This is a genomic window from Robiginitalea insularis (assembly GCF_052497835.1).
Genome location: NZ_CP199296.1, coordinates 2,225,459 through 2,248,520, shown reverse-complemented (window position 1 = coordinate 2,248,520; position 23,062 = coordinate 2,225,459). Strand labels below are relative to the sequence as shown.

Below are 23,062 nucleotides of genomic sequence, written 5' to 3'. Positions count from 1 at the left end.
ACAAATATGGCATCCAAAAAACTACAAAATTATATTATTGAGCTTGATCCCAATCTCTTTGCCTGTCACCAATTTGGTGTAAGTGCATATCATGAGGAAGAAGCTCTGCAATTGATCTGGACCCAGGTCTTCCACAATCAGACTATCCCGGCAGATTACACTATATTAAATGCAACTGATAAAGAAATAAATAAATTGGGGTTTACCATGTATGGGAAATCCCATAAGGAACCAGTTATATGGTTCCCGGAAAAGTATATTACGGTCGATAAGACGAATTAACCTTCAACATTCAATTCTTGACTTATGAAAATGATTTACGCCTTGTTCCTTATTCTTCTCACCGTAAGTTGTAATTCCGGGCAAAAATCTTCGGCTAAGCTTACGCAAACACCAGAATCTTCAACCAAATCAGATTCAAATTCAGAAATAGAAATTGAAAAGAGGGAAGAAATTAATGAGCAAAATCAAGAAGAACCTATAGAAACAACCATAAAAGGTAAAATTAGCGGTTTAAAACGAGAACGAGATAAGATAAGGCTTGCCTATTATTTCTTGGATAAGACTTATATCAGGGACTCAACCATTACAGCAGTAGATGGGTCATTTACCTTTAAGGGGGAATATCCGGATGGATTGTATTTAATAACCTTTGATAATAATCAAAATAGTTTTCAGATCATCCTCAATAATGAAGAAAAAGTGGAATTTGAAGCTTTCCATCAGGGAGGAGAAACAGACATTGTAATCAATAAATCTGAAGAAAACCGAGTTTTTTGGGATTGGATCAATTACCTGAAAAGAAAACGTTACAGTATAAAAGATCTGGATGAATCTTTAAAGGACACATCTGGAAGTAAAAAGGAAACTATAGAAGATGAAAAAAAAATAATCGAATCCAATATTGAAGAATACAGGAACAGCATCCTTAAAAGGCATAACGAACTATTTGTTTCTAAATTATTGAAATCATCCTCATTTGTGAAAATACCCCCTTGCGAAAATCTTTCGGATGAAGAATGTAAGCTGTTTCGATACCGTTATAGCAAAGCTCATTATTTCGACAATATTGACCTAACGGATACCAGAATGCTCCGGACACCTAAATGGCACAGTACAATCAGTACCTATCTGGAGAATATGGTATCTCAGCAACCAGATTCCTTAATTAAGGAAATTGATAAGCTCGCCGGATTCATGAAGTCCAATACCGAGGCTTACAAAAATTTTATCATCATGCAGGTAAACAAATACGCTGAGTCCAAATACGTAGGATTTGATGCTATTTATGTGCATATCGTAAAAAAGTATTATGAAAGTGGGGAAGCCCCATGGGTAGCTGAAGAAACGCTGAATAAGATGATTGACACTGCAAACAAACTCGAACCCATCCTGATAGGAAAGGAAATGAGAAACTTCAAATTTAAAACCCTAATGGGGACAGCGGGTTCATTATTTTCACTAAAAGGCGAGATCATATTGCTGCACTTACCTGTATCGGACTCTTTGGAAAATTTTGACGTATTGGATATGCATCACTTAGGGGAAATTCAGGATAGTTATGAAGACCGAGGAGTACAAATCGTTACCCTATATCCTCAATTACCGGATGGCAGTCCAAGAAATGTTGTTGAGAGGTATGGGCGCAAGATCAAAATTCCTGAATTTATAGTATTTCTAAAAAAAGATGAATACTACTCAATGCGAAATTTCCTTAGAAATAAGAAAAATTTTATTCTGGATAAGGAGAAAAAGATTGTCGCTAAAGACATCAGACTAAAACAGTGTTATTCAATTCTAGATAACCTTCTGAACTAACTGGGCTTCACGACAAAGGCTACCGTTTCTGAGAGAAATATAGATAATTCAGGACTGGACGGATATCTTTTTCTACTTCACAAGGGTTATTCCCAATACAACTCAATTATTTACTTTGGATAATGCTAAAAACATCATTTATAAAGAAAGTATGCAGGATGCAGGAAGGAAATCTGGATATAATCTGAGAAATTCTAATGTCATTTTAGCAGTGCGATATTACCTTATGAAAAGCCTGTAATATTCTACTCCACCAATACAAATGCGGCCCATTTTTCAGGGGTGTCCTGATATTTTTTGGCCATTTGTCTTTGGGTGTCTAAAAAGGCAGCTCTAACGTTTTTGTCCTGCAGCCATTGCGTGTAAAACAAGCCCATAAACTCTGCCGTTTCCTGGTCGGGCACTTCCCAAAGGCTCATCACCAAAATGTCTACTCCCGCCATTTTAAAGGACCGCTGCAGGCCGTAAACCCCTTCATTGCCTTCGATGTCTCCAAGACCGGTTTCGCATGCGCTTAAGATAACCATATCGGTCTGTGAGAGGTCCAGGTTAGAGATCTCCAGGGCGGTCAGGATCCCATCCTCTTCCTGGTAGGGGTTGTTACCGTTTTTCCAGGCATAATTGGCTCCTGAGAGCACCAGGCCGGAGCGGATCAGTGGATCATTAGCATATTTGTAGACTGAACTGCCCAAACTACCGGGATCGGTCAGAGTGTTTTCCCGGTTCTCAAAAAAGAAGCCGTGGGTAGCGATGTGCAGGATATTGGGGCTGTTTCCGCTCAATGCTTTAAAGTTAGTCTCTGAGGCTTGCGGGCCGGATAGTGCGGAATAATTAAGTTGCCGTTGCTCGTAAAGCGCTTTAAGGTTTTCCACTTCTGTATCTGTCCCCGGCAGGTAATTCCAGCTTTCCCCTCGGCTGCGGTTGGCTCCTGCCTTGCTCTCGAGCAAGACGCTCAGGCCTTCTGAAGCGTCAGTGCTTTTTTGTTTTGATGTTGGCATGTAATCGTACTGTACGCCTCCAACCAGCAAAGAGGTATTGGTTTGTACCTCTTGGGTAAGGCTGCCAACCAAAGAGGTGCTGCTCAGTTGTACGAGGTCGTACTGGTTGCCCAGGATCTCCGATTCTGTTCTGGACAGGGCTGCCAGGGGAATTTGGTGCAGCATACCGCTGGGGGCGTAGTAAACTGTCTCGATATCCTGCAAGTAGTCCTCTATGGGTTTCCAGATAAGCTCATACACGGAGGCCTGGTTTACTTTTATGCTTTGGCCCACCGAACCCCGCACCTTGTAGAGGGTATTGGGAGTACTTCCGGCCAGCAGTTCTTTTAATTTATTGGCTTCAAACAGGGGTATTCGTTTGGGGGTCTCCCAGTCCTTATGGATCAGGTAAGCCTGGTAAAACGTTCTCGCCTCTTTCTTCTTGTTGGTGGTATAGTGGCTGAATTCAATGGCCAGCTCCTCTGGACCAAGTTCATCTTGGATGAGTCTCCAATTGCGGGTATAATCCACACTTTCCCCAAATCGTTCAGAATAAATCTTAACCAGGGATTTTTCAAGGGAGACTTTCACTTCCGCCAGACTGTCCGTGTCGATTTGTCGAACCGCTTTAGGCAAGGTCATTTGAGAACTCCATAATTCACGTACTTGTTCAAAATGAGCTAATTTTTTTTCAACATCTACTTCCTTAAGTCCTTTAAGTGATGTTAGTAGATCCCGGGAAGTATTAAGCAACAGGTTTTTCAATAACAACTCATTGTTTAGATTGATCTCATTGAGTGAGAGGTCCTTCTGCTCCCGGTAGCCTGCGGCTTTGAGATAGTTGAAATTGCCCGACAGCTTCTCGATAAAGTCCTTTTTCTCTTCCTCATTGCTGAAAGTAAAAATCTCCTTTACCTGGGCGATCAGGTTGTCATTAACTTTGAGATAGTATTGGAGAGCCAGTTCAAGGCTACCGATTCGTTCGTAGGTTTCTGCTAGAATACTATATAGATTGCCAAGTTCCGGATCGCTTTTGGATAAGTTGTATTCATAGACCTCTTCTGTCTCTAATAGTAATTCCAAATACTCTTTTCTTATTTCAAAAGGTAGATACCGTAACAATTTGTCAAAATCTTTCCGTGCCCAACTCAAATCCATCAAACGCGACTTTTCCAATGCCTTCATGTATTCTTCTTTTCGTTCTTCTAATTCCGGGCTGTAGCTTTTAACACCCATTAAAACTGCCGCCCGTGCATGTAGATTTCTGTTAATTGGATGAGGATAGCCTCTTGACCAATCATATTGCTCTTCCTGGTACAACTCATACTGCTTTTTTCTTTCTTCTTCCGAATATTCCTTCTGATTTTCGAAATTGTAATAACCAAGCGACATTTCAACATTATTAGTTTTTCCCAATTCGCTCTTTAATCTCGATTCGAGCCTTTGTGTCCTCGACAGAAGAGATGTGTAATATTCCTCATAAAGTGGGCTAGAATTAACCATTTTGTCAATTAAATTGGACTGTACCTTTTTCAACAGGGCTCCTACTTCTTCAAACCTACGGTAATCAAGTAAATGGCTAGCAATATTTAAATTGAGTTCCTCAAGCAGAGTAAAATTCTGCGATCCACTTCCCTCAAGTAATTGTAAGGCTTCTTCATAAAGCGAAAGCGCTTTATCATTCATCCCAATTATTGAATACACATTCCCTAAAGAATTTAAGGAGCGAATATTCAAATCATGGTTCTGGCCAATTTTTGGAATAAAGCCCTTTCGTTTATCTTCTAGATTGAAAACTATTTCCCAGGGTGGGGCTATATCATCATTGACATTTCTATCCAATGCCATCATTGCTTCCTTATGATGATAAAATTCATAATACGGTTCAAAAAAAGGAAACAATTCCCGAGCCTTAGCAATTATAGGATCCCCTAAGGAGTATTCCATTTCCATACCAAAAACATAATTTGAAATAGTTTCAAGTGCCTGTTTTTTCATATCCAAGGGTTCTATTCCCATTTTGAATATCCTGTTTTGCCAGCGCTCTTCATCTCTTTCAATAAAAAACTCCGACGGAATATGTAATTTCTTAAGATAATCCAAGGCAAGTTTTTTTTGATCCTGTATTAGTAGAAGGAAGAGATACAGGAAACTATCGTCAATTCGATTTTGTTCCTGCTGACTCAGGAACGGAGATCGTAAATCAGTGGCTGAAACCACAGACAAAAGGAGATTTTCAAAATCCTCATGTATATCACCTAAAACTTTATAAAGATTTATATAATGTTTCATGATACGATCATAGTAGGGGTTCATTCTTGCGTTTCCTTTGAGAATCAACAATCGAGTAGCCTCATGCAAATAGGTAAGGGCCATATCATATTTCCACTGCTCTGAAACCGATTTGCTTAGCTGATATAGGGCAGGAACCGCTTTTTCAGTAAAATCGGGCTGGTCATTATCCAGGCTTCTATAGGACTTGTAAAATGCATCTGCAGCGCCTGGGTAATCTTCAGAATCCATCAACTTTTCTCCTTGTTTCATTCCCTCCTTCCAGGATTTCACCTTCATTGCAGCATCGGAAACGTTTGTTGAGTCGGGCAGAGGCACCCTTATGGGAGGCAGGGAAGCAATAGGAGGTGCCATAATTCTATTATCTTCCTTTGTCAAGGGAAGGTGATTCTTTATTGATTGATTATTCGAAAAAGCTGCAACCCGTGCTTCAAGTTTTTCAAAAGCTTTTTCAAATCGTATATGGCTCTCTTCTCCAATAACATCCCTTGGAACCGATGCTTTAAGCTCATGTATTCGTTCTCGTTCAGCGTCAATGTACTCAAGTAGCACATCTTGGTTTTGGTCCTGATCCATTTTCTTACCATTCCAAGAATGTTTCAAGCCAAGCAATGCTGTTTCTATAAGGATTTTAAAGGATTGTTGATGATAATTTGGAAAGAGTTTGCTTTCGGAAATATCTAATTTCTCTAGTGCCTCCAGGCCTATCTGGGAAGCCTCTTTTTCTTTTTTATTCAGAATTAGGCATTCGGCCAATTTGGCCAGCGTCTTCGCTTCCAAATGAATGTTTTTCGACTCCTTTGACCTTACCTTAGTGAGGACCTCCCGAAACTTTGCTTCGGCTTTTTGAGTACTTCCGCAATAGAAATTTCCCAGGCCCTCTAAATATAAAAACTCCGAAACCAAGCTATGTTTTTCACCGAAACGTGAAATAAATTCCTGTTTGATCTGATCTAATGAATAGAGATCATATGGATACTTTCTCTTTTGAGATTCAATTTTGAAAAGGTTTTCAAATACTAATAGACTTAGGCGAAATGGAAAATCTGGATATTTTTCTTGGATATCGGACATTTCACGATTAACACTCCAAGAATTTGAAAAGTGCCTAGGTTGAAAAGGACTGTAATAGTCGTTTATCTCCATCTGGTTAAGCCTACTTAATTCTGTGGCTTTTTGTGCTGCCATTGCGATGGGTTTCATTATACCTTCTATCCTATTTCGTTCCACCCTTGATGATGCTCTATATGTTTGAATGAACTGCTTGTAGTTCTCTTCCTTCCATTTTAAAATGCTTTCAAAATCATTTCCGGCATTGCCCAGTAGTCCCCATCTAACCTGCTTATACCAGGCATAGGTATAGCTCAGATTAATAGCTTTTTGTTGATCTGGGGAGAGCCCTGGAATTTTGAATTCTGAGAGTATAATCGTAGAAAGGGCATTTCTGTGATCCCCAATAGTCTTGTAGATTTGAATATATTCTTTTAATATTTCCCCGTAATGAGGATGACTTTTTCCTTTTTTTTCAATCAAAATATTTTCAATAGCCCCATGAAGATAGTTAAGCGCCTGCCCAAATTCTCCTAGAAGCGCAAAGGCCTTACCCATAAAATACAGAGAAGTGGTTGCCTTGGTTCGCTCCTGATCCAGATTGGGCTCCAATAACTTATAGCTTGTAAAAAACCGCTCCGTAGCCTTTCGGTATTCCCCATCCATCATGAGGGTTTTTCCTTCCTTCAGCAAGCTTTCCCAATTCTCCACATCCTGCTGTGAATACCCATATAATGCCGAAAGCCCGAATAGCAAAAGAAAGAAACGCCTGATAACCCGTGACCACTTTAGGCCTATTTTTACCTGTTTTATCAAGACGTTGGTTAATTGAGGATTATTTGAATATGGACTTCTACATATTTAAATTTACACCCGCTGGCTTAACAAGGCTAAGTAAAGATTGAAACGCCTGGGTAACCTTCAGGGCCATGGAATGTCCTTCTGCGCTTTGGACATTTTTGATGTCCCCGTTCCTGTCATAGGCCACCTCAATGGAGCCAACCCCTTCCATGGTAATGCTGGCCGGCTTGTTGATGCTGTTGTATGAAAACAGCAAGGTCTTGTCTTCCTGTTCCATACTGCTGATCTTTCCATCGGGATTATAGCTAAGGCGCACCCAGGGTCCTCCTTTTTTTTGGGCAAAAACCAGGTTTCCTTTGGCATCATACTGGAATTCGGTCTCACCCTGGTTGTTTTTGACATAGCTGATTTTATCCCATTTGTCATCATAACGCAGGTAAACCGAATCTCCCCTTGCTGAGAGTTTTTCAATCATCAGGCAGCGGTTGTTGTACTTGAAGGTTGTTTTAGACCTCCCCCTCTCAATTACCAGTGGCATGTTACACACCTCGTCGTACTCGGTAGAAGTCCGTATTCCGTTGATGGTGGTGGCAATAATCTTGCTGTAACGCTTTCCGCGTGCATTAGTGCCAATTACCCATTCATAGGAATTTGTAACCTCGCGACCGTTGAACCCCATCTTGGTTACTGTGGTACCGTAGTGGTCATCGTCCACGCTACCATCTTCTTTATAAAATACAGGATAGCCGTATAGCGTTTCATCTCCCCCACTGGTTTCAATTCGTTTAATCCGACTCAGTTTAGTGTCGTACTCCATGTTCTGCCATTTTCCTGTGGAATATTCAAATCGGGTCATATCATAAGCAGAATTATATTCGTGCAGGGCATACCATCCGGAAGCATCTGTAGCCTTAATAAGCTTTTTACCATCGTACTCGTAAGTTGCCGTGCCATTATCTGATTTGATCTTAGTAATAAAACCCTCATTGTTAACCCAGATTTTCATACGCGATCCATCAGCATTGACAATCTCAGAGAGGTTACCTTCCTCATAGGACAAGCTGCTGTAATTACCGTCTCCCATATCCAGCCGTATAAGCCTGCCCAGCAAATCGTAGTCCTCTGTTTTTCGATTCGAACCATAAGTGCGCTGATACCCACTTGCCGTACGTACGATCTTTTGATTTCCGCTGGAATTATTCTCCCATTCCATACCCTCGGGAAAATCACGTTCAAATTCCAGGACTCCCTGAGAAACAAATGAATCCCAACGACTGGTGCGATACTCCAAATTCCTGAGTTCATTGCGATATTTCAGGATAGCCTCCGGGTTATTACTAATTTTCCCTTGTTCTATTGCCACTTCAACCATAGTATCCATCATGTATTGGAGCAATTCTTCCGTCGCAAATGTTGATGTGAAATAAGTAGAGCTCCCTGCACCATTTTCCTTTACTTTGAGGGTTCCATCAGGGTAAGCATGGATCCGGTCCTCGAGGTTAGAACCCCAGCCATATCCAAAGTAGCCAATTTCACTTGCCCGTGAATTGTAGGTCCTGGTAATGGACTTAAATGCCGTCTGATAAAATTCCATTTTGATGTCTGTATATGACACATAGAAATTTCCATTTTTCAGGTTAACTCCAGCTTTCAATGGTCCTAGACAGCATATAGCCAGGACATATATCAGTATTTTATGTTTCATTGTTTCAAGTTTTCAAGTATCCCTATGGTTGTTTTACTAAATCTGGATTGCAGGAATCGGGGACGCAGGGTTAAGGGATTCGCCGTTTTCAGTATTTCTTTGGCTTGAGTTATATCTCCCTGACTGTAAGACACCAATGCCCTGAGAATAGGTTTCTCTATTGGATCTATATGCAAGAGAGTTGTCCAATATTGTTTTACTATATCTTTTTGTGATAATTCGATTGCAGCTTTTATGGCTAGCTCCATCCATTTGATTTGCCAGCTTTTGGATATTTCACCTTCGAGGAATTCTTCTGCTAATTCTAGAGCGGCCAGGGTCTGTTCAGACTGGTAATAGGCATTAGCAAGGGCATGACCCGTTTCATTTGAAGAGTCAAATTTGTAAGCTGCCTCTAAAATATCAATGTGGATGTCTAAGTTACCGGCCCTTTTTTGCTTTCTGCTTTCCGTTAGCAGAAGAGAAGCAAAGGTTTCCGGTTTATTGTTAAACGGATTATACCTGATAGCCGATCCATAGGATTTTACAGCCTCCATGGTTTTACCGGCTTGAAGCTGGCTGTAGGCGAGATTTACATAACCTCGGGCATAAGTAGAATCTACCTCCAGTGCCTTACCGTAGTATAAAATGGCCTGACTTTGTTCTCCCTGAGCAAAGTAGGTATCTCCCAGCAACTTCCATATATCCGGTGCATCAGACTGCCATTTCAACAATCCCTTTAATAAATCCAGCGAAAGATTTTCCTGATTATTACCATTGTAAAGACCTATAAGGCTTTTATAGGCTGGCAGATAGAAGGAATCCCTGGCAATGGCTTCCTTGTAGTACTTTTCGGCCTCTGGAGACTTCTTTAACCCATCTTTGTAGAAGTTAGCCAGATAATAATAGGGCCTGGCCTTTTGATTATTGGTTTTAATACCTTCTTGAAAAGAGGCGAGGGCGGCTTCTGGTTTTTGCTGTTTATGATATAACCAGCCTCTGCCAGCATAGGCCCATTCATAATGAGGATCATTGGAAATTGCAAACCTGTATAGGCTATCTGCCTTTTTCAGACTGGATTCATCTTTTGGATAGCGTCTTAAAAGATCAGCGTATTTGGCAAAGCCCCTTGAATAAAAGGGCTCAAGTTTAATAGCATCGACTAACAACTTCGTAGCTCTGTCCGTATCAACTTTTTCATCATGAAGCAGATCACTCAGGCTGTAATAGTTGTATACATCACGGGGGTGTTTTTCCAGAGCCTCTTCCAGAAAAGCCAGGGCTTTTCCAATGTCTCCCTTATCCCTGTATAGGTTGCCGAGGTTACGGAGGGTAGTAGAACTATACTTACCCGTTGTTTCTTTCACCTTATGAAAAAATCTTTCTGCCAGGGCGTATTTACCCTGACCCTTGCTGATCGCCCCAAGATTGTTTAATGCCGATCCGTTTTTTAGCTGCAGCTTCAGCGCCTGATTATATAAATCTCCTGCCTCTTCATAACGATATTGATTGTAGTAATTACTGCCCAAATTATTAACGGGATAGGACCAACTCGGGATCAATTCCATGGCCCTTCGGTAATGCTTCTCTGCATCCTTGAATCGTTCTTCGTAATTATAGAGAATCCCCAGTGCGTTATGAATATAGGCCGCATTGTCCTCCAGGGCCAGGGCTTCCTCCAGTTTCCGCTTGGCCTCCGGATAGGCAGAGTAATTCCTGCTCCGAATAGGGGCGTATCCTTCCAGAAATAATTTACTCACCTTCAGGCGATCGTAAATGAAATCCTCAGGGGTCAACAATTCCAGGCAGATATCCAGGTAAGCTGCATTTTGAACGAAATAATCAGAGGAGGGAAGAATTTCTTCTTCGTCCAAATAGGTATTTATCAATAGCTGGGCACTTAAGGAAAGTTGCTGTACAAGGCTGTACTTCATTTTTTCCTTAACTTCTTTAGAAATAGCTGGGTCACTCAAAGCCCTCAGAAAAATCTTATGCGCACTTCCCTCTTTACCAATCCAATTCTTACTTTTTAAAGCCTGGTTGAATTCTTGTACTATCGGAATAGATCGGTACATGGTCTTGGTATTTTCAGTTCCTCCACGTGATGCTAGCAGGTCTTTTATGCTTGCGGATGAACCGATCTGTTCCATGGCCAATTTTTTATCTCTAGGGTCCACAGCTTTAAATACATCAGTAGCTTTCTGATTCCATACCACAGGGATCTGCCGCTGATTGGTTTCGTTCTTAACGCTATTATCCAGGAAAGTTTCCAATTCGAAATACTGAAGGTTATTGTCCTGTACCAGGTTATCCGCTGCACCCATCATCCCCAATACCAGGTAATAAGTAAAGAAACCGTGCTCGATTTCCTCGCTTTCATAAGACAATTGATCCGGGCCACAGCTTAGGAACTTGATGGAATTCTGGAAGTTATTGTTCAGTGTCTGAAGATTTTTCTGGGCCCCCTCTTTATAGAGAAACCCGGATCGGCAGGCATCGAGTACAAGTATAACACGTGCTCCATTACCTGTAATCTTGTCTACAACCCTGTTCAGGATAGATAAGGGCACTACTCCCTGAGTGCCATAATACTCCTGATGTTCATTGGCATCTGCTGCTAAGAGGAACCCTTCCTCTCCACCAAAGTCATCCACCACATCTCCGTGACCGGCGAAGAAAATAAAAACGGTATCGCCCTCCTCGCTCTGCGTCATGAGGTTCTTGAACTCCCGCATGACATTAATGGAAATAGCTTCTTCATCCTCCAGATAGGCCAAACGGTCTTCAGGGATTTGCTCCACCTTAGCGAGGTATTCCCTGAAGAATGCAGCATCGTTATCAGCATAATTCAATTTCAGGGCATCGGCTGTGTAGTCGGAAATACCAATAACTAATGCCCTTTTGACCCCCTCAGTTGTATTACTAATATCTGTTCCTTCAGAACCTCTTCCAGAGACTTGACCATTACTGATTAGTGGTAAGCACAACAGCAATAGAATTTTACCCTTGAGTATCCCTCGAAAATCAACATGCATAATTAAGAGATTCCTCATTTTTACTTCATCTTGTTGCTTCCTTTACCTGAACTAAAAAATCTGCCTGCTCCTCATGCGAACCAAACTGCTTCAAGATAGGAGCAGTTGCATTCCCCTCTAATTGAGAAAATATTTTTCCCGGCGACATGAATTCAGATTCGGTTTTCAAATAGGTAATAATCTTATCCGCAAATGGAGAATGATCCCAGGAATCCCTCCAGTAGTCCGGCACTTCATACCGGCCACTGGCCAGGAAGATCCGGGATTTTTTTTCTGATTTTCTTTTCAAAAACTCTTCCAGAGAAACATCCCTTTTCAGATTAGAATAATTAGACAGGCCTATATCCGGAGCGTTGAGATCAAAGGAAGCTCCAAAACAGACATCAAAAAGGACCAATATCTGGTTGGACGATAAATTATCTAACATTCTGTTTATTGCCGCCATTTGAACATAGGAATCCATAGTAAAATCTTCAGTGAGCGGTTTGCTGTCTTTTGCCACGATAAAACCGTCAGAATATTGCTCGCTGAAGTACCCATGGCCGGCAAAAAGAATAATAACCTTGTCCTGAGGGTTTACCTGATTTTTGATGGCAAACAATTCCCGAAGAATGGAATTGCGGTCACTATTTAGAAATATTTGAACCTCTGCCCCATAGCGACTTCTTAGTTCCTGTGAAATTGCGTTTACATCCGGGATTGGATTCTTTAGATTGGCCCATTCCCTATTGTGGTCGTACTGGTTTGTTGCAAAGCAGTAGGCATAGACCTTTCCTTGTTTATCCTTATTAACCGATTCAGATGTTTCTTTAATTGAGTTTGAGCTGGAACCTCGCGAAGACCCCGAACTTTTGACCAATATATTCCTGAAATCTGATTCCCTGTAAATTGCTAAATAATTTTTTTTATCCGGACAGCCCAGCTGCTGCTTCCAAAGCGCATATTCATAGGCGTCGTATTCATAAAACGCTTGTAAAATATTCCCACTTCCCTGCACATAGTGCATTAACAAACCACCATTCGAGCGTTCATTACCCGGACATTGGTAACCCTCCACTCCATAGGTCTTGGTAGTAAAAATAATCCGCTCCCGTTGCGTTCCAGCCGCTACATAAGGGTTAGATTCAAAGAGCGAGGCTAACAGATTCTTCGCAAAATCAGGACCATCTCCGGCCTCCGAAATGACAATTTGCCTTTCCGCCTGTATTTGTTCCATCAACGCAGCGACTTCTGAAATAGAAAGTAAGCTGGATCTATTAAGAGATTCAGGCCTATTTTCATATTTGAGGAGTTGCCCATTCGAATTACTTTTGAAGTCAAACGGCACAACATAGGTCAAACCATTAATTTCAACACTGTATCCGGCATATTGAAAAATAAATATATCCCGAGGACGTGCCTTCTTTATAATATTCTTAAACGAAGAGCGAATATTTGCTAAAGTTGCCTGCTTGTCCAGCAGAACTGATCTATAAATTGTGTCAAAAAGACTGGCTCTGAACTTTTGCCGAGCCTCTGAGATGTTTGGAAATTTTTTATATGTACTACCTACAAATTCACTAAAACTCTGTGCATCCTTTTTGCAGGACATCAAATTACCAAAAGGAGCTCCGTATTCATCTATACCTATGGAAATTAGATAAATATCTGCTTTTTGTTTAAGCTTACTACTACCACCTTCAATCGTTGCTTTTGCATTAATTGACAGGCAAATCAATACAAGTAGAAGTATAAATCTCATTTTAAGCTCTTATTCTGCTACAATCTTATAAACAAACTCAGTACTAAAGCCATCTATCTTACCCGTCACTGCCGTTCCTTCTGAACCACGAGATTGGGCGTAAGTGTTTCCGATAAACTTATCCAGCGGGTTACCCCCAGCTCTTGTAGCCGCCTGTCCCCTGGTTTCAACAGTGGGTTTGAAATTGATGGGTGCAGCGGTAGCAAACCCTTTGAGAATCAAAGTCTCATAGGGTGGTCCAAAACTATAGACACAGCTGAAAGTCATAGACTTCCCCGGTAGAAGTTTACGTTCATCATTATTTAGCGTACATTTATTACTAGGCATAAAAGGAGTTATTTGTCCCAGTGTATTGATTTCCACAATACTAAAATACAGGGGACGGCTGCCTTTATTGGTTACCTGTAACATTACATGATCCATTCCTGGTACTACTTCAAATACACCAGAGTCCTTTATGTAATCGAAGGGATCAAGCAACTCGCCTACCTTATTATTCGCAGGATCGTATTCCACGGGTAATAGGGTAAATTCGAACTCGTAGTCATAATTTTTAAGACTCAGGTTTTTAAGGTAATAACCCTGTGCAAAGTCGGCAATTTTCTCGCTAACCTCATAGGGTAATTGTTGATCAAATGCAGAGATTTCCACAAAGGGCTCAACCCCCCCTATGGTAGCAACATTAACTTTCTGCCCCCGAAGCTCAACAAATACATCTGCCTGAAGACTATCTGTAACCGTATTAATTACTCCATATTCCTTAAATACCTCTTGAAGTCTACTGCTGATTTTCCCACGTTTAAGACTCTGGTCCAGATAGACGTTCAATGACATATCCCCATAGGATGGAGTATCAACAAAAACCCAGAAATCCTTTGGGTTATTACTTTTAAGAGGGGTTTCGAGCTGGACAATGGCATCATTATAATTGGCCATGGTAATAACGCCCTTAGAGATAACGGCATCCTCAGTAACTTCACGCGTACCGGCTGGAAGGACCAGTACCGTAGTTTCGTCAAAAAGATTCTGGAGTTTGCCTGCAGCCAAACGAAGCACCTTCGTACGGGGAATCTGTTTAACCTCATAGTAGGGTTGTTGGCGCACATATTCCCCATTAAAAACCAGGAAGTCTGCATCCCCTTCCAGGGTTGGGTTCTGCCGTGGGGAAATAACATTCATGGTTGCTGCAATCTTGGAGAACAACTGCCTGTAAGTGAAATCGGATCCGAGTTCTGACATGGCTTGATTAAAGGCATAGCTAAGCGAACCCGTACCCTTGTATTCATAGTTCAGTTCATCGGCAGAAGCTCCGGATATCAGCACAAAGGGTGCTGCATCATCTTTTAGCGGTATTCGCTCGAATAAACCACTTCCTGAATTGTGCTGTTGCTTTGATGGGGTCCAGTCTGGCGGGGCAAAAGTGGCTTCTCCGCCCCGGGCTTTGGCACCGCGTGTGCTGGAGCCGGAATGGCAGCTGTCCAGCAAAATAAGCAACTGTCCCTGCTTTCCTAATGTATTCCGAAACTGGGCAATAATATTACCCCATTCGTCGTCCCGTATGTGATTTTCCCCTTTATAGTTAGAAGTATACCTAACCAAAGCGTCATATGGTACCAGGGCTTCATCCTTGTCGTCTATTTCCTCCCCATTGTCATCGAATATCTGCTGTCCGTGGCCCGAGTAATGCACCACAACGATATCTCCAGGCTTAACTTTGGACTTAAGCTCATTCAGGGCTGATAATATACCGGCACGTGTAGCCTCGGTATCGGTAATAACCTGGATATGCTCTTCCTTAAAGTCCTGAAGCAAAAGCGCCTGTTTAATCAAGGGCACGTCGTTGCCAGAACTGATGTCGGACCAACCGGATTTCTGGGGATAGTCGCCCACTGCGATAATAAGTCCGTATTTCTCTGCCCTAGCAGAAGTGATGAGAAGCAGGGTAATAAGAAGGGTAATGAATTTAACTCTCATATTTTAAATTCTATTTAATATCAAACAGACTAAAGGATATACCAAAATAATATCCAAAATCGTAGACGGTTTTTGTAAAGTTTTCGACGCTTCCAAAAGAGGTGGTGTCACCAACTTGAAGCCCATTGGTGAGTTTCTGAACCGGACCATAGGCTACTCCACCCGAGAGTGCAAGGCGGCTTTTGCTGCCAAAGAAAAGGGAAGGCCCCAAGAGGAAATTGACTCCTTTTACGGCGTCCTCTCCGCCAATAGGAATCGAAAGTCCAAAGCTTCCACCTATATTAAAGGATTGTCCCAAAAAGGGATAAAAATTGATCATGGTGCTAAGGTTGGGGACAAAATAATCATTATTGTCCGCGCCTATCGTACCTTCTTCATCAACAAAATAGTCTTTAGACTTGGTTCCGAAATTATTGAGGGTAAGTGCAATACTGCTGTTGATTTTAAAGCCTCCTTTGGAGTAGAGTTTTATGTTGCGAGTCTTAAGTGTATTTTTTTCTCCATCTTTATCCATTTCATCTGAAAAATCACTTTGAACAAACTTTAGTTCAATGTTTACCTCGTCTGCTTCTATGGCATAATCATACGTCTGTTCGAAATCTGTGGCTTCCAGAAGCGTGTAAAGGGATTTTATCTCATCAATGTTTCGGGTACTATTCTGGGTAGACGCGGAAAGGTTTGACAAGACTTTTTCAAGATTTCCAATGGCTGTACGGCGCTTTGTTAAGGCACCTCGCGAAACATCGACAACTGTATCCGCTTCCGATTCTAATTCCTGAGTAACCTGACCTACAGTCGCTTCCAAGGCTGATTTATCCTGAAGTAAGGTCTTTTCCAACTGAGCCAGGTAGAGATGAAAGTTTTGGTTCGGATCAGGAAGTCTGGCATCTACCTGGGTATTTGTCAAGTCAATTAGTCTCTTCTCAATTGCATTTTTACCAAGCTTTGGGTTAAGCAGGTCTGCTACAAAGGAAGACCGCATAGCAGAAATAGTTGTAATCGTATTGCTAATCTCCCTGAAATCAGAATTTACCGCAGCACCACGGCTCTCCCCTCTTGAGCTCTTAAATACGCTATTATCAGGAAGGTCCGTCACATTTAAATTAAGATTGTTTCCAGTGAAGGACTGTATCCCCCCAAGGAGCGAACTGAAATTAAACCCCTGTTTGGTACTCACCAGGTTCTCCTCCTTTACGTCAGTTTCGACTTGTACGGCGAAAGGATTGATATTAGTGAGTTTTATTTCGATCAGGCTATGGCGTTTAAGGCGTGGTTTAGCTAAGGTGTCTGTAACTCTATTATTTTTGTCTAATAATAGGTACTGGATATTGTCGGAGGCGTAATCATAGGTTACTCTATAGCGTTCCTGAGCTCCAGCAAAACCAAGGCTAAGACCAAGACTAACTGTCATTACTAACTTAAGAAGGGTATACTTTATGCTTATCGGCTCATGGATTTCATCCTTAGACAACTCTTTCATCTTACTTGGTGTGTTATTTTTCGCTGATCTACTTTTGGTGAATAGTCTTTTAACGTCTTTTCTTTCGTTGCTTTTTCAAATATCTGGAGAGGTTTTTGAAACCGCTCTTTTTGGCTACTTTTTCAGGTCTTTGTCGGTTTCTATTATTTTTACGAAGGGACACGCCATTATCAATGAGAAGATCGGCAAGTTCCTTGTTACCATTTCGCGCAGCGAGGTGCAACAGGTTATTGTCTCCGGTAAGTAAAATATTTGCCTGTGCCCCATAGTTCAATAATACCTTTGTTCCGAGCAACCAGTTGTTCTCTACGGCCTTAACTAGTGGGGTGTACGAAGCATCCCCTGCATCTGGGTACAAATCATTCTCCAATAGTATTCCAAGTGCTAAAGCATTTTTGCTATCAACAGCCTCATGGAGCATCTGGCCAACATAGGGGTCTTCTAATTTTTCGCTAGTAGTTTGAAGAAGAAAATCCAAGGCCTCCATATTTCCTATCCTTAATGATTGTATTTCGAACCTACCTCTTTTTATTGTGTAATCATGGGTGTACATCCATTGATAACGGTTCCAGAATTGAAGACGTTCCATGGATTTATTCTGGATGGAGTAGTCAATATTTTCATACAGAGCAAGGAGTACCAATGCAGCAGGGATCTTTGTAATTCTGTGTACCTGAGCACCGGCTGTGAGATAGGCAGAATACCAGCCTACCGTTCGAATACACTCACAGTTTTTATCGAAATAAAAGTCTCCTGTATATTCACCATCATTGTATTGTATTGCTCCGCGAACCAAAATTCCTTCTATGAAGCCATACTTATCGAAAACGGGGCCTCCCGAATTACCGGGGAAGGTATCCATATTAGATTTGAACCACAACGAAGGACTGGTATCAATAACACGGCCATTTTCAGAGAATTTTAGGGGTAACCCTGTCGGCGATCCGATAGTATTTACGGGGGTTTTCTCTAGGATATTTCCACTTGTACGAAAGGAATAAGGTTGCCTGTCCGATTTACGCGAGAGTCGAATTACGGCGTAATCATAACCCTTCAGATCCTTATCAAGTCTGGTATCAAGTACCTCTTTTACCTCGTAGATGTTTCTACTGATGGCAGGAATTGATTTGGATCTTGGGTCATACGGCAAATCATTAGTATAATCAAAAACCCATACAAATTGCCGGGCTTGTTCAAGATTCTTAATGCAATGACCTGCTGTTATAAGGATATCGGGAGCTATCAAAAAACCTGAGCAGGAAGCAATTGATGGTTGATCCAGAAATTTTACATTGCGACTAAATCTATTGCTACCAAATTTTTTCTGAAGTCGTTCCCTCAGGGTAAACCCGTAAATCCTATCATTCTTTATTAATGATTTTGGAATCATTGCGGCTGTAGCCTGTACAAAACCTTCATAGCCCTCAACATCCTTGGCTTCCTTACGATCATCTCTTCCAAATACCCCTCTACTAACTTCCGATCCGGGAGGACCAAACGGATATTCAATTTCCGGGAGTATTTGATCATCTTGACCTGAAAGCGTTAAACTAAAAAGTATTAAAAGGATTAGGAATAGGTGATTTTTCATTTTATATGCAATCAAAATAGAGCAGAGTGGTTTGTTATTGAGGGAAAATATACTAAATATATTTTGACCTTATAATTTTATGGGTTTAACGAAATAATATTCAGATAACCGGATAACTTTAGAAACTTGGCTTGAATATCTAAAACATGGAGTCTTCGTAAAAAATAGGGGAAACTGCACTCTTACCATGTTTCCGATCAAATATAAAGTATTGATAATCCATATCTAGCGAAGCCATTTGATGTAATATTTGTTTGGAAAACTTTCCATGTCCAACTTACTCAAAGGCCAGCGCACCCCCTCGCTCCTCACTACCAAAGACCTATGCCGGGCATTAAGTCGTATTCGCAGGACTGCAGTTCAGGAGAACACTGAACCCCAACTAATTTTTGGAATTATATGTTAACCAGGGTACATCTTTCACACAAATGGTTGTAACCATAAAAGATTAACATATGAGAGCTTTGAAAAAAAGAAACTTCACCCTTGTGGATAGCTTTAACTCGCCTAAGACTGATGCCTGGGTTTGTACAATGAATTTTGTGTGCCTGGTTTGGGCCTTATTTTTTACCATCCCCATTTTGGCTGCTGACACCTCAACCGTGAAAGACTATTCCAATCCGGGAGCAAACGACATCGACTACCTGCAGGCTGGCCTTGTCCATCCGAATGGGAAAATCTATTTTTTCCGCAGGGTCTTTTACCACGCTTATGATTTTGGAAAAAAAGAATTGCTGGAATTAAACAGAATCGGGAAACCCAGCTGGGCAGGAACGGACATTTATCTGGATGCCGCAATGACGGATAAAAAGCGGAACCAGGCTTTTCTTTTCAAGGGAAATATCTTTTACAGGTACTCCTTTGGACAGCGTCGGGTTGTACAAAAAGGGATCATCGGCAGGGACTATTTCCAGGGGGTTACCGGCCCGATTGATGCCGCTTATTGGGTCAGTGGGGGCGAAAATGCCTTTATATTCCAAGGGGATGAATTTTTGTTATGGAATTCCACGACCAGAAGGATTATCCAAAGAGGAAAGATTGGTGAAAAATATTTTAAAGGCGTGCCCAAAAATGTTGATGCCGCCATCAGGCATCCCAATGGAAAAGAATACTTTTTTAAAGGGGATATGTACTATCGTTACGACAGTACTAAAAAAAGGACTGACAAAAGGGGTCGAATTGGAAAAGATGAGTGGCCGGGCGTATACCCTAGCCTGGATGCCGCTTTTGATGCCGGGCTAAAGTCACAGTATGCAATACGAAACCAGAAAATTGATATAGTCAAGGATAAGCATGTTTACCTGTCTGCAGACAGATGGCCTTCGAGAAAAGAAAAAGAAGGCAATTGGTTTACTAGGCTCCCCATTTTTATTCAGAGTGCTCCCAAAGTTCCCGAACCTGTACAGGAACTAAAAAAATTCCGAATCGGATATGAAAAATACCCCGGGGTTCCGCCAGGTATAGATGCCGTGTGCGTTGACGACAGAGCTAATGAAACGTTGTTCTTTAAGCAAAACCGCTTCTATATTTTCGATAACCATCTCAACCGGGTTAAAAAAGTAGGGGCAATCGGTCGGGAAGGTTTTTCCGGGGTACCCTATAATGTGGATGCCGCTTTTTTCCAGGGAAGTTTTATCTGGTTTTTTAAGGGAAACAAATACTACAAGTATATGCCAAAGGCCGGAAAAGTCCTGAGCGACGGGTATATCCGCAACTACTTTAAGGGGGTCCCCGACAATCTGGACGGCGCAGTCCTTTTCCACGGCAGGATACGCTTTTATAAGCATACCGTAGAGTATATCTATGACCAGAACCAGAAAAGGGTGGTAGATACCAATGGAGTCCGCTAGCTCCCTATCCCAACCCCGTAAAACATAAGGTGTCAAGCTCAAAGCCCTGACAGGAATAAAGGTCCTGTCAGGGCTTTCTGATTTATTATCTGCAGCTGTGCGCATCATTCTATACAGCTTAAAGACTTCTATAGATATTTTTTCTTTTAATAAGTAAAGGCAGGGAGGTATTATCAGTGACAAATAACGACAAAAGCATTTCAGACTTTCAGAATGTCATCTACCCAACGTTTGGTTAAATTCACTCAAGATGCAGTCATTAGACACCTCCAGCCCCTCCATTTTCAATACAACTGACAACAGGTGAGCAGCCCTCAGGGAAGAATTTCTATTGCTTCTTGTTAGCTGGTACGCGTGTAAGATCTGAAGAAGATTAGGAACAATTCGGGGGCAAGAATAATCCAAAGATTGTGCCTGGCATGGTGGAAATTGTATTTATACGCCGGGTACTGAAAGCGAATAGGCCTCCATACAAGCATCCATAAAAAAACCCGGAAATTCCGGGTTTTTTAATTATAAGCAAAATATAAAATTAGTCTCTGGTCAACAAAGGATATACCAGAGCACTATGGGTTCAGGGACTCCAGTGAAAGGGCCTCCACCAGGTCCCAGCACTCCTCCGGAGCAATATCTTTGGTGTTTACGATCACTCCGAAACGATCCATAAATACAAACTGTAGCTTGGTATCCCCCCTTTTTTTGAAATAGGTCTGCTGGGCACGAATACCCTTGTGCTCCACTGTTTGCATGTGTTTGTTTTCATCTTCCTCCTCTACTTCCATCCTGTTTGCCATATGGATTCCGGAAAGGAGCATACTTCCTGACTCTCCTGCACCATCGATCACCTCTACTTTAAATTGCCTGGAGTCCTTTTTATAGGTGCCTGAGAGGGAACTAACGTTCATATAACCCGGATTTCCCACCTTAAAACCCGTTCGCTTCATCCCGAGGATTTCTTCTGGCAACCATTCCTTCAGGTTTTCATTTGTCAGAGGCGTTAAATCTTTTAATTGATCTGCAACCTTCCTGGCATCCTGAGCGTGCTCAACTGCAGACATGGTGTTGGACATGATCGATTGAACCTCCTCCAGTTTTGATTTTTTTTCTGATTGACATCCAACTATGGATGCTGCTAGTATTATTAATATAAGTCTCATAGGTATTGTTTTGAATCGTTTAATATTTATGATAATCTACGTGTATGGTAGGCCTTGTTAGTAATAAATCCAGGCCCGCAATCAATCTTCTAAGATTTCACGGATCAGGCTATAGGATACACCAACCCTGTCATCGCGGTATCTTGTTTCAAATATATTGGCAGTTCCTGCCGACCGGCTGGATGCACGTCTTACCTCATTTACAGAGGAATAGGGCAAAATATCTGCTTCGTTCAGGTATAGGCGCTTTTTGATGACCGGAAAGCGGTCATCGTCCTTGTCCGGGTTAATAACCCGTAAAGGTGTGGGGTGAGGATCACTTTCCACCATGCGTATTTCAAGATCCAGATAGGCCCCTGCCTCGAATTCCCGCAGGGAAATCCCATTGAAATCTTCCTCAAGGTCAATCGTCAATACGACCTCATTCTGTGCCAGGGATATACCTTCCCCTGACTTTAAAGACACGGTATTATCACGTTCAATATTAAACACCTCACCTTTAAACCGGTCATCGGTCCCTGAACTGAAGTCAGCCATACGATCCAGGCGGGCCGTTATCCCACCATGCGACACCCAGAATTCGAGATCGCCATGCCCGTAAAGGTCCAGGGCCATGCCCGGTATACCCCTGTCGTTGGATTCATATACAACCAGCCAGTCATATCTGAAGGTATATTTGATCCGGGACCCCTGCAAGGGGGGATCTGTTTCTGAAACATCCTCATTTTGGCCGGGTGCAACCTGAATTTCTTCATTGCGGTTAACGGAAAGACCCGCCTGCTTATCCGAATACAGCCGCCCTTTATTATCTGTAAACCGATAGCCCCTTTTTGAACTCCAGTTTTCCGGATTGAATTCAACATCATCCACATACCCACCGCCTTCATAGACCTTTGATGCCTTATTCAGGAACGTCCCACCTGTATTTCTGACAAACAGTTGTTTGTCGGAGGCAATAATCCAGCCCCCGGAAGGGTTGAATTCAATGTCCAAAATGAGGTGCCCTTTCTGCAGATAGGTAAACAACACCTGTTTCAATTCCTCTGGCACCCGGTTATTTGCCAGATATGTCCTGTTGGCCTGCAAAAGGATTGCCTCACCCTTAAAGCCATAGGCAAACACCGGGGGTTGTACAACTCCTTCGCTCTCTATGGTTTCAAAAGAAACTCCATTGGTGGTGGGTTTTAACGGGGCAAGCTCGTATTGTAATCCCTTCCTGATCCAAACTTGCTGGTTACCTCTCCCGCTCGCCCCGACAGAAACATACAGCGTATCGGACCCATTCCAGTTCATTCGGGCATCGTAATAGCTGTAATTGCTTCCTAGTTCCCTGTGCCTGAATTGATTCTTGCCCGCAGCCGAGATATCTTTCCATTTCAGGTCACCTTTTTTAAGGCTGGTCCTGGCCGCATCTATTATGGTTCCGCCTTTGGCGTTAATTTCCACAACCATGCCATCGGCCCGGCTGTTATTACCGTCTACACGAGTCCAAAGCCCAGCAACTTTTGATACATCCTGTTGGGAACCCCTTTGGCCTGAAAGGACCTGTGCCCCCGCAACTAAAAAGGTAAAAACCAAGAACAGTTTACAGAGTACTAAACCTTTTTTCATA

The 23,062-nt window shown here is 42.0% G+C and carries 12 protein-coding genes; 3 read left to right on the top strand and 9 right to left on the bottom strand.

From position 1 onward, the window contains the following. The first annotated feature begins 6 nt into the window (after window positions 1-6). Together ACT6NV_RS10205 and ACT6NV_RS10200 are read left to right on the top strand one after the other, a co-directional pair. A complete protein-coding gene (locus ACT6NV_RS10205; RefSeq protein WP_445384351.1) occupies window positions 7-282 on the top strand; it encodes a hypothetical protein in 276 nt (91 codons plus the stop codon). A 24-nt stretch (window positions 283-306) separates the two neighbouring features. Beyond that, window positions 307-1,818, top strand: a complete 1,512-nt coding sequence (locus ACT6NV_RS10200; protein WP_445384350.1) for a DUF5106 domain-containing protein — start codon at window positions 307-309, stop codon at window positions 1,816-1,818. 245 nt (window positions 1,819-2,063) lie between these two features. Here the strand turns inward: ACT6NV_RS10200 and ACT6NV_RS10195 are convergent, their stop codons facing one another. Genes ACT6NV_RS10195 through ACT6NV_RS10165 form a run of 7 tightly spaced genes read right to left on the bottom strand, consistent with a single transcriptional unit; the run spans window position 2,064 to window position 18,458 of the window. Next, entirely contained in the window at window positions 2,064-6,953 is a 4,890-nt protein-coding gene (locus tag ACT6NV_RS10195; RefSeq protein ID WP_445384349.1) for a CHAT domain-containing protein, read from the bottom strand. A 37-nt stretch (window positions 6,954-6,990) separates the two neighbouring features. Then, complete coding sequence (locus ACT6NV_RS10190; RefSeq protein WP_445384348.1) at window positions 6,991-8,643, bottom strand: DUF6531 domain-containing protein; 1,653 nt, start codon at window positions 8,641-8,643, stop codon at window positions 6,991-6,993. Beyond that, complete coding sequence (locus ACT6NV_RS10185) at window positions 8,640-11,675, bottom strand: tetratricopeptide repeat protein (protein ID WP_445384347.1); 3,036 nt, start codon at window positions 11,673-11,675, stop codon at window positions 8,640-8,642. The genes ACT6NV_RS10190 and ACT6NV_RS10185 overlap by 4 nt, the downstream gene beginning before the upstream one ends. 7 nt (window positions 11,676-11,682) lie before the next feature. Then, window positions 11,683-13,398: a caspase family protein gene (locus ACT6NV_RS10180; protein WP_445384346.1), complete on the bottom strand. Its 1,716-nt coding sequence runs from the start codon at window positions 13,396-13,398 to the stop codon at window positions 11,683-11,685. Between the two features lie 9 nt (window positions 13,399-13,407). Next, on the bottom strand, window positions 13,408-15,372 hold the full coding sequence (locus tag ACT6NV_RS10175; protein ID WP_445384345.1) for a caspase family protein: 1,965 nt from the start codon (window positions 15,370-15,372) through the stop codon (window positions 13,408-13,410). A 10-nt stretch (window positions 15,373-15,382) separates the two neighbouring features. Then, entirely contained in the window at window positions 15,383-16,852 is a 1,470-nt protein-coding gene (locus ACT6NV_RS10170) for a hypothetical protein (protein ID WP_445384344.1), read from the bottom strand. Between the two features lie 49 nt (window positions 16,853-16,901). Continuing rightward, the gene (locus ACT6NV_RS10165; RefSeq protein WP_445384343.1) at window positions 16,902-18,458 is read right to left on the bottom strand and encodes a trypsin-like peptidase domain-containing protein; all 1,557 of its coding nucleotides are present in this window, start codon (window positions 18,456-18,458) and stop codon (window positions 16,902-16,904) included. 440 nt (window positions 18,459-18,898) lie between these two features. Here ACT6NV_RS10165 and ACT6NV_RS10160 point away from each other — a divergent pair, with 440 nt between their 5' ends. Next, a complete protein-coding gene (locus ACT6NV_RS10160; protein WP_445384342.1) occupies window positions 18,899-20,293 on the top strand; it encodes a hemopexin repeat-containing protein in 1,395 nt (464 codons plus the stop codon). A 566-nt stretch (window positions 20,294-20,859) separates the two neighbouring features. Here ACT6NV_RS10160 and ACT6NV_RS10155 read toward each other — a convergent pair. Both ACT6NV_RS10155 and ACT6NV_RS10150 read right to left on the bottom strand, forming a co-directional pair. Beyond that, window positions 20,860-21,450 carry a hypothetical protein gene (locus ACT6NV_RS10155; RefSeq protein ID WP_445384341.1) on the bottom strand — a complete coding sequence of 197 codons (591 nt, stop codon included), beginning with the start codon at window positions 21,448-21,450 and terminating at the stop codon, window positions 20,860-20,862. Window positions 21,451-21,531: 81 nt separating this feature from the next. Continuing rightward, a complete protein-coding gene (locus ACT6NV_RS10150) occupies window positions 21,532-23,061 on the bottom strand; it encodes a hypothetical protein (protein ID WP_445384340.1) in 1,530 nt (509 codons plus the stop codon). Between the last annotated feature and the right edge of the window lies 1 nt (window position 23,062).

Coding starts and splice junctions, on each gene's coding strand:
- ACT6NV_RS10205 (WP_445384351.1), top strand. CDS start 7: ATGGCATCCAAAAAACTACAAAATTATATTATTGAGCTTGATCCCAAT.
- ACT6NV_RS10200 (WP_445384350.1), top strand. CDS start 307: ATGAAAATGATTTACGCCTTGTTCCTTATTCTTCTCACCGTAAGTTGT.
- ACT6NV_RS10190 (WP_445384348.1), bottom strand. CDS start 8,643: ATGAAACATAAAATACTGATATATGTCCTGGCTATATGCTGTCTAGGA.
- ACT6NV_RS10185 (WP_445384347.1), bottom strand. CDS start 11,675: ATGAGGAATCTCTTAATTATGCATGTTGATTTTCGAGGGATACTCAAG.
- ACT6NV_RS10180 (WP_445384346.1), bottom strand. CDS start 13,398: ATGAGATTTATACTTCTACTTGTATTGATTTGCCTGTCAATTAATGCA.
- ACT6NV_RS10175 (WP_445384345.1), bottom strand. CDS start 15,372: ATGAGAGTTAAATTCATTACCCTTCTTATTACCCTGCTTCTCATCACT.
- ACT6NV_RS10170 (WP_445384344.1), bottom strand. CDS start 16,852: ATGAAAGAGTTGTCTAAGGATGAAATCCATGAGCCGATAAGCATAAAG.
- ACT6NV_RS10160 (WP_445384342.1), top strand. CDS start 18,899: ATGAGAGCTTTGAAAAAAAGAAACTTCACCCTTGTGGATAGCTTTAAC.
- ACT6NV_RS10155 (WP_445384341.1), bottom strand. CDS start 21,450: ATGAGACTTATATTAATAATACTAGCAGCATCCATAGTTGGATGTCAA.
- ACT6NV_RS10150 (WP_445384340.1), bottom strand. CDS start 23,061: ATGAAAAAAGGTTTAGTACTCTGTAAACTGTTCTTGGTTTTTACCTTT.